The organism is Alienimonas sp. DA493 (assembly GCF_043951915.1).
Classification (GTDB): Bacteria; Planctomycetota; Planctomycetia; order Planctomycetales; family Planctomycetaceae; genus Alienimonas.
The window spans coordinates 1-8,239 of the sequence record NZ_JBINJD010000198.1; the positions used below are offsets into that span (position 1 = coordinate 1).

6 protein-coding genes are annotated in these 8,239 nt (G+C 71.4%); 4 read left to right on the forward strand and 2 right to left on the reverse strand.

The features are described from left to right. Window positions 1-1,113 (reverse strand): sulfatase-like hydrolase/transferase (locus ACG2DA_RS20320; RefSeq protein ID WP_395258194.1); only part of this gene is annotated, 1,113 nt, incomplete at its 3' end. Between the two features lie 220 nt (window positions 1,114-1,333). Between ACG2DA_RS20320 and ACG2DA_RS20325 the strand changes: the two genes are divergently transcribed. Further along, window positions 1,334-3,520, forward strand: coding sequence for an arylsulfatase (locus ACG2DA_RS20325; RefSeq protein ID WP_395258196.1), 2,187 nt, complete (start codon window positions 1,334-1,336; stop codon window positions 3,518-3,520). Between the two features lie 232 nt (window positions 3,521-3,752). Continuing rightward, a complete protein-coding gene (locus ACG2DA_RS20330; protein ID WP_395258197.1) occupies window positions 3,753-3,968 on the forward strand; it encodes a hypothetical protein in 216 nt (71 codons plus the stop codon). A gap of 225 nt (window positions 3,969-4,193) precedes the next feature. Here ACG2DA_RS20330 and ACG2DA_RS20335 read toward each other — a convergent pair whose 3' ends face one another. Further along, complete coding sequence (locus ACG2DA_RS20335; RefSeq protein WP_395258199.1) at window positions 4,194-5,351, reverse strand: DUF1559 domain-containing protein; 1,158 nt, start codon at window positions 5,349-5,351, stop codon at window positions 4,194-4,196. 472 nt (window positions 5,352-5,823) lie between these two features. Between ACG2DA_RS20335 and ACG2DA_RS20340 the strand changes: the two genes are divergently transcribed. Continuing rightward, window positions 5,824-7,053, forward strand: a complete 1,230-nt coding sequence (locus ACG2DA_RS20340) for a XylR family transcriptional regulator (RefSeq protein ID WP_395258200.1) — start codon at window positions 5,824-5,826, stop codon at window positions 7,051-7,053. 93 nt (window positions 7,054-7,146) lie between these two features. After that, window positions 7,147-8,184 (forward strand): zinc-binding dehydrogenase, encoded by a 1,038-nt coding sequence (locus tag ACG2DA_RS20345; protein WP_395258202.1) that lies wholly within the window; start codon window positions 7,147-7,149, stop codon window positions 8,182-8,184. Window positions 8,185-8,239 lie beyond the last annotated feature (55 nt).

Sequence of the window (8,239 nt, forward strand, 5' to 3'; positions counted from 1 at the left end):
GGCGCCGGACGTCGGAAGGTCGCACTGGGCGCCGGCGGGGACGCCGGGGCCGCGGACGAGCGTCGGAACCCGCACGCCGCCCTCCCAGATCTCCGGTTTGAACCGCCGCAGCGGCGGGCTGACCGACAGGTGATGCGGGCTGCCGTTGTCCGCCTGATAAACGACGTACGTGTTCTCCGCGACGCCCAGTTCGTCCAGACGGGTCAGCAACCGACCGAGCGCGTCGTCCAGGTCGGCCGTCATCGCCGCGTAGGCCGGATCATCATGCACGGCGCCGGACTCCCGGGCTTCCGCCTGCGCCAGCGACGCGGCCCGGTGTTGAATCGCCTGGTGCACCGCGTAGTGGGAGACCTGACAATAAAACGGGCGCCCGCTCTCGACCGCGTCGGTCATGAAGGCGTTCGCCCGCTCCGTGACGGAGAACGCCCGTTTGGGGTCGTCCCCGACGCGCGGGCCGAGGCTGCCCTCCCGGTTGCCGGTCGGGCCGTCGGAGACGTCGAACCCGTGCCGCCCCGGCGGTTGCTGCTTTCCCAGATGCCACTTGCCGAAGTGGGCGGTCCGGTAGCCGGCGTCCGGCAGCGATTTGAGGAGTTCCGGCAGCGTGATTTCCTCCGGCTGAATCGCGCGGACGCCCTTCCCGCCCGGCCGCAGCCGCTGGCGTCCCCCGAGATCGGTCCGATGGCCGCGTCCGACGATGTCCGTGAACTGCAGCCGGGCCGGCGTTTTGCCGGTGAGGATCGCCATTCGCGACGGCGAGCAATTCGGCGCCGGCGAGTATCCGCGGGAGAATCGCGTCCCCTCCCGGGCCAGCCGCTCCAAATTCGGCGTCAGATAATAATCGCTTTTCGACCGCGGATCGGCCCCGTCCATCGGCACGCTCGTGCCGGTCCAGCCCTGATCGTCGACGAGGACGAACAGGAAGTTCGGCGGGCGTCGCGGCTCGTCGGCGCCGTCGGGCCGCGGGGGGCCGTCCGCCGACGCGGGCGTTCCCGCCGCCAGCAGCCCGCCGACGAGCGCGGCGGCGAAGGACAGCGCCGTCCGCCGCCGACGCGATCGACGCCCGGACGCCCGACGGGTCGGAAACGCCGGGGGGCGGGCGAGGGGCGCGGTCATGCGTTCGCTTGGGGAATTGAGAGGCCCGAGAATCTTTTGACGGATCAACGTAGGATGACTCATCGCCCGTCGCAACGACTCCGCCCGCGGTTCGGCGCCGACGCCGCGCTCCACGCTTTGGAGCCGGCGTCGCCCGTTCGGTCGCGGCCGGCAGGCCCCCGCCGGGACGATGCGCGGCATTCGCAGTCCGCTGAATCGGTTCGCTGACAAGGTTCGCTCAATGACGTCCGTTTCCCGTCTCCTCGCCCCCCTCGCCGCCGTGGTGGCCTGGCCGCTCGCGGTCGCCGCGGCGTCCGGCGTGCCGACGGGCCCCGGGCCGGCGGACCCCGGGCCGACGCCTCCGGCGGCCACCGCCCCGGCGCCGGCGGAACGGCCGAACGTGTTGGTCATCCTGGCGGACGATCTCGGGTATTCGGACCTCGGGTGCTACGGCGGGGAGATCCCCACGCCGCACGTCGACGCGCTCGCCGCGAACGGGGTGAAATGCTCCCAGATTTATAACTCGGCCCGGTGTTGCCCCTCGCGGGCCTCGCTGATGACGGGGCTCTACCCCACGCAGGCGGGGATCGGCGACTTCACCACGGCGCGCCCCGACGCGAACCGCGGCCCCGGGTACCTGGGCCGACTGAACGACCGCTGCGCGACCCTCGCGGAGGCGCTCAAGCCGGCGGGGTACCGCAGCTACTACGTCGGGAAGTGGCACCTGCACCCGGAGACGGGGCCGATCGCCCGCGGGTTCGACGAGTTCTACGGCTACACCTCCGACCACTCCGCCGATCAGTACGCCCCGGACCGGTACGCCCGGCTGCCGGAGGACCGGACGCCGGAACTGACGTTCGGGGACGACTTTTACGCGACGGACGCGTTCACCGAGTACGCCCTGGAGTTCCTGAAGCAGGGGCAGGAGAGCGGCGACCCGTGGTTCCTGTTCCTGGCGCACTCGTCGCCGCACTTCCCCGTGCAGGCGCCGGCGGAACGGGCGGACCCGCACGAGGCCGTCTACCGCCGCGGCTGGGACGTCCTGCGTGCGGAACGATTCGCCCGGATGCAGCAGATCGGCTTGGCCGACGGTCCGGCGTGGGCGCTCTCCCCGCGGTCTCTGGTCCCGGTGGACCGCCCCGACATCGCCGACGGCTATCCCGGCGAGCCGAACCCGGCCTGGGCGGACCTGCCGGAAGACCGCCGCGCCGATCTGGCCCGCCGCATGGCCGTCTTCGCCGCGATGGTGCAGAGCGTGGACGCCGGCGTGGGGCGGATCGTGGACCGCCTGCGGGCCGCCGGCGAACTGGACAACACGCTGATCCTGTTCCTCAGCGACAACGGAGCCTGTTACGAGTGGGGCCCGTTCGGCTTCGACGGCCCCTCGCGGCAGGGGATCAACGTGCTGCGAACCGGCGCCGAACTGCGGGAGATCGGCCAGCCGGGCACGCACCAGTCGTACGGCAGCGGCTGGGCGAACCTCGGCAACACGCCGTTCCGCCTCTATAAGCACTTCACCCACGAGGGCGGGATTTCCACCCCCTTCATCGCCCACTGGCCGGCCGGATTGAAGCCGCGGGACGGTTGGGTCCGCGAGCCGGGGCACGTCATGGACGTGCTGCCGACGATTCTCGACGCGACCGGGACGCCGTATCCCGAATCCGTCGCGGGGCGGTCCGTCACGCCCGCGGAAGGTCGCAGCCTGCTGCCCGTCCTGCGGGGCGAACCGGGGGCGGAGCGGACGATCGGGTTCGACCACCAGGGCGCCCACGCCCTCCGCCGCGGCGACTGGAAACTGGTGCGGGGCAAGCGGTTTCCCGAGGACCCGGAGTGGGAGCTGTACGACCTCGCCGCCGACCGGTGCGAATTGCACGACCTGGCGGCGGAGCGGCCGGAGTTGGTCGCCGAACTCGTCGCCGAGTGGGAGGCGTGGGCGCGGCGGGTGGAGGTGATCTGGGAGTCGCCGGAGGCCGCCGCGTCGCCAAAGATCGCCGACGCGCCCCTCACGATCGAAGCGACGGTCCGGGCCGCCGCCCCCGCGGGGGTCGTGCTGGCGCAGGGCGGCCGTCAGCACGGGTACGCGCTGCACTTCGTGGACGGCGTGCCGACGTTCGACGTGCGGGTGAACGGCCGGGTCGCTCGGCTCTCCGCCGCGACGGCCGTCGCCGGGGAGGTGCGTCTGGAGGCGACGCTGACGGCGAACCGGATGACGCTCCGCGTGAACGACGGCGCCCCGATCGCCGGCGACTCCCCGGGGCTCCTCCCCGTTCAGCCGATCGACGCGTTCTCCGTCGGCCACGACGACCAGACCGCCGCCGGCGATTACGAGGCTCCCAACCCCTTCGTCGGCGAGGTCCTCAATCACCAGGTGACGGCCGGCCGGCCGGCCCCCGCCGAGCGGGACGGGCGCACCCCCCCGGCGCCGTGAGCGGCGGATCGCGACGCCCGACCGGGGTGAGAGAGGTGAGATGAGCCGTCACCCCGGCGGCGACGCGGAATTCGTCCCCCAAACGCAGCGGTCCCCTCTTGTCTTGCGAAACGACCGGGGACGCCCCCGTCCCCCGGCGTGGCGACGGCTCCGGGACGGTTGTCGGATCCGGACGACTGTGAGACGCTGCGTCAGCGTTTCCCGTGTCCAGTTCCTTTTGATCTTACGCTCGATGATGGGTTCAACTTCCCCCGGCGAGAAGCGTCCGGCGGCCCGGCCCGCCGCGGCGCTCGCCCTGTTCGGCGCTCTCGGCTGCGGCCTGTCGTTCGTCGCCGGCTGCGGCGGGCATGAGGACGGCACGGCGATCCAAACGCAGACGCCTGAGGAGCAGGCCGCCGAGGACGCCTTCCAAACGCAGACGCCGGCGCCGCGGGGGCCCGGGGAATAACCGGCGAACCGCGGACCGTCCCGATCCGCCCGCCGGTCTGGGCGGCGTCGGCCGAGGGGGCGAGCCGGGCGTCGACGGCCGTCGTAGAGAAATGATCAATGAACGGAGCCCCCCGCCTCGGACGGCGGGGGGCTCTGTCGTTTCGGCGAATCCGTATCGTTCGGCGAATCCCTCGTGCGGGACGTCGATCGGCGACGACGCCCCGTCGGGATCAATGAATCGGGATCAATACTCGTCGACAACCTCGCCGCCGTCGCGCGTGCCCAATGCTCCCCAGGTGCCGTACGGGCTGCGGGTGCCCGCGCTCGTCGGCCGCGGAGTGTTCAGGTTGCCGGTGTCGATCGTTTCCGAGATGAACGTGACCGAACCGTCGGCCATGCACACCTGGACGCCGCCGGTGTGGCGGCTCCCCGCGGAAATGATGCCGTCGTGGTTGGGGATGTTCTGCTGCTGGCAGCTCGGCCCGTTGGGCGGCAGCTCCGTGTTGAAGCCGGAGTAGATGGGAATGCCTTGGGTCCACTGGTCTCCGCGGCCCCTCAGGTCGATCCCGTCGCCGTAGGTGCCCGGCGTCCCCGCCGAGCCGTCGCTGTTCAAGGAGGCCTTATCCAGGCAGTTCGCCCCCGGGTTGGCGTGCACGGTCGCGTAGACGATCTGCCCGCCGCCGCCCATCGCGACGTTCCCGACGAAGGAGCGACCGCCGTCGGGGCGACCGTTCTCGCCGAGCATCACCGTGTTGGTCGTGCCGTCCCGCACGTCCCGGGTGCCCCGCCAGACCCGTTTCCCGAAGATGCCCCGGTTTTCCGCGGCGAAGGTGAACCCGCGACCGTTGTCGCCCCAGCAGGCGCTGTAGTTCGTGTCGCCGATATCCCTCACGGGGGCTCCGTCGGACGGACACAGCAGAGACGCGATCGACGTGGTCCACGGTCCGTAGGCGGTCCGCCAGGGCTCCGGCCCCATGGCGGGCCAGGGGTTCGGCTGGCCCGACCCGGCGTCCGGGTTCGCCAGCGGTCGGCTGATCGTGTTCCACAGCGCCGTCTGGTCCATGTACGGCAGAAGGGCGGCGATCCAGCTCAACCGCCCCCGGTTGCTGAGGAAATCGGCGTAGGGAGGAACGCCCTCCGACCCCCCCATCCCGGACGGGAACGTCTCGTACGTGCTGTGATAGTTGTGCGCCGCCAGGCCCAACTGCTTCAGGTTGTTCTGGCATTGGCTCCGCCGGGCCGCTTCACGCGCCTGCTGCACCGCCGGCAACAGGAGCGAGACGAGGATCGCGATGATCGCGATCACGACCAGGAGTTCGATCAGCGTGAAGCCGGACCGAATCTTCGACGGTCCTTGATTCGAAGCGCCTTGATTCAACAGTCCTTGGGATGACCGATCCATCGTCGTGATATCAGTGAGGGGCTAGAAGAAGACCAAACGGTCTGGGCGAATAGACGGCGCCGCGTTTTCTCACAGGCAATCGCGGCGACTGATAATCCACTGTAGCCCGACGCATTGAAGAAGGCCAGAGAATCGGCCTCCCGCAGGCCCCGCATCCATCGCAGAACGTGGATCGAGTCTATCTTGATGGGAGGAGCCCAGTCGAAGCTGCCGATGGGAGGTGCGGCGACGCGTTGACGCCCCATCTCATCCTTGTCGACGCACATTCTCAGAAGGCCCGCAGGGCGGTCGGTCCGTCGGCGCCCGCTGTGACACGCGCGGCGGGCGGAGAATCGTTGACCGATCGGTTCGAACCGCTTTCCGCGGGGACGGACGTCCGTCAGAGTGGCGGTCCCGATCGCTCTCCGCCGGCCCCGATCGGGGCTGACGGGAGACTTGACGACCGCCCGTCCCGCCGCCGATCCCAAAACCCTTGTCTCGCGAACCCGGCTCGAACGCTCCGCCGTCCGCTTGCGGGCGGGCGCCCGCCCGCAAGCGGGTGGCGCTGTTGGTGGAGACCTCCAGCGGGTACGGGCGGGGCGTGCTCGCGGGGATCACGCGGTTCATGCGGATGCACGACGACTGGTCCGTGTTCCTCGAACAGCGGGACCTGACGCAGAGCCCCCCGCAGTGGTTGACCGGGTGGGACGGGGACGGGGTGATCTCGCGGGCGACCGCCCCGGGGCTGACCGCCGCCGCCGCCGCGTCCGGCCTGCCGCTGGTGGAGATCACCGACCGGGAGGAGGGCCGGGCGCTGGTCCGGAGCGACGACGCGGCGATCGGTCGGCTCGCCGGCGAGCACCTGTACGAACGCGGCTACCGCCGGTTCGCCTACTGCGGGTTCTTCGGCGAGGCCTGGTCCGCCCGGCGGGAGCGGGGGTTCGTGGAGTACGTCGAGGGCCGCGGCGGGCGCTGCGAGCGCAATCACGTCTCCTGGCTGGGCCCCGGGGCGTTGCCCTGGGACGTGGACCGGGACCGGCTGGGCGATTGGTTGGCGACGATCCCGCGGCCGTTCGGCGTGATGGCCTGCAACGACGTCCGCGGCCAGCAGGTGCTCGACGCCTGCGCCGCCCGCCGGTTCGCCGTGCCGGAGGACGTGGCGGTGATCGGCGTGGACGACGACGACCTGCTCTGCCGGCTCAGCTCCCCGCCGCTCTCCAGCGTCATCCCGGACGCGGAGGGCGTCGGCTACCGCGCCGCCGAGTTGCTGGCCGCTCGGATGGCCGGCGAACCGCCGCCGACCGCCGTGGAAGTGGTCCCGCCGCTGGGCGTGGCGACCCGGCAGTCCACCGACGCGGTGGCGATCGCCGACGCCGGCGTCGCCGCGGCGCTGAACTACATCAGCCAGCACGCCTGCCGCGGGATCTCAGTCGACGAGGTCGTCCAGAACGCCTCGGTCTCCCGCAGCACCTTGGAGCGGAAGGTCCGCAAGCACCTGGGCCGCACGCCCCAGGAGGAGATCCGCCAGGTGCAGGTTAAACGCGCCTGCGAACTGCTCCGGACGACGGACCTGACGGTGGAGCGGATCGCGGCCCTGTGCGGGTTCGAGCACCCGGAGTATCTGCACGTCGTCTTCAAACGCATCACCGGGAAGACGCCGGGCCAGTTCCGCGCCGACGCCGCCGCGGGGGGGCCGAAGGCGCCGCACCACCTTGACGCCTGATCTCAGGGCGGAACCCCGTCGATTGTGCCGACGCCCCTCCGGGCGTACGGTGAACCGCCCGCCCCCGGTCCGACCTGACGAAGCGACGAAGCAATGAAGGCGCTGCTGCTCTCCGACCTCAAACAGCTTGAGGTCGTCGATTTCGAGGCCCCGACGCCGGGCCCGCACGATCTGCTCGTGCAGGTTCGGGCGTGCGGGATCTGCGGCAGCGACGTGCACGGGTACGACGGCGGCAGCGGCCGCCGCATCCCCCCGCTGGTGATGGGCCACGAGGCCGCCGGCGTCGTCGCGGAGGTCGGCTCGGAGGTGACGGGCTTCCGGCCCGGCGACGCCGTCACGTTCGACTCCACGATCTCCTGCGGGACGTGCCACTTCTGCCGGCGGGGGCAGATCAACCTCTGCGAGAACCGGCAGGTGCTGGGCGTCTCCTGCGGCGACTACCGCCGCCACGGCGCCTTCGCGGAATACGTCACGGTTCCCCAGCACGTCTCCTACAAGCTGCCGGAAGGGCTGCCGTTCGAGCACGCCGCCATGATCGAGGCCGTGTCCGTCGCGGTGCACGCCGTCGGTCGGACGCCGGTGCGGCTGGGCGATACGGCCGTGGTCGTCGGCTGCGGGATGATCGGGCTGCTGACGATCCAGGCGGCCCGCCTGGCCGGCTGCACGCGGGTCGTCGCCGTCGATCTGGACGCCACCCGGCTGGAGCGGGCGAAGGCCCTGGGGGCGGACGTGACGTTGAACGCAAAAGAGACCGACGTGCCGCAGGCCGTCCGCGACCTGACCGAAGGCCGCGGGGCCGACGTGGCCTTCGAGGTCGTCGGGGCCCCGCCGACGGTCCAATCCGCGATCGACAGCGTTCGCAAGGGCGGGTCGATCACGCTGGTCGGCAACCTGGCCCCCAAGGTCGAGTTCCCGCTGCAATCGGTCGTCACGCGGGAGCTGTCCCTGTTCGGGACCTGCGCCTCCAGCGGCGAGTACCCCGCCTGCATCGACCTGCTCGCCAGCGGGGCGATCCGGGTCGCGGACTTGATCACCGCCACCGCCCCGCTGGAGGAGGGCGCCGACTGGTTCGCCCGCCTGTACGACGGCGAGCCCGGCGCGATGAAGGTCATCCTCGACCCCACCCGCTGAGCGGACCGCATTCGTTCCGGTCCCGTGCGGCCCGGGCGTCTCCGGCGCCCGGGCC

What these genes read in the sequence shown, in the direction of transcription:
- ACG2DA_RS20335 (WP_395258199.1), bottom strand. Translation starts at nt 5,351, where the DNA reads ATGGATCGGTCATCCCAAGGACTGTTGAATCAAGGCGCTTCGAATCAA.
- ACG2DA_RS20330 (WP_395258197.1), top strand. Translation starts at nt 3,753, where the DNA reads ATGATGGGTTCAACTTCCCCCGGCGAGAAGCGTCCGGCGGCCCGGCCC.
- ACG2DA_RS20345 (WP_395258202.1), top strand. Translation starts at nt 7,147, where the DNA reads ATGAAGGCGCTGCTGCTCTCCGACCTCAAACAGCTTGAGGTCGTCGAT.
- ACG2DA_RS20325 (WP_395258196.1), top strand. Translation starts at nt 1,334, where the DNA reads ATGACGTCCGTTTCCCGTCTCCTCGCCCCCCTCGCCGCCGTGGTGGCC.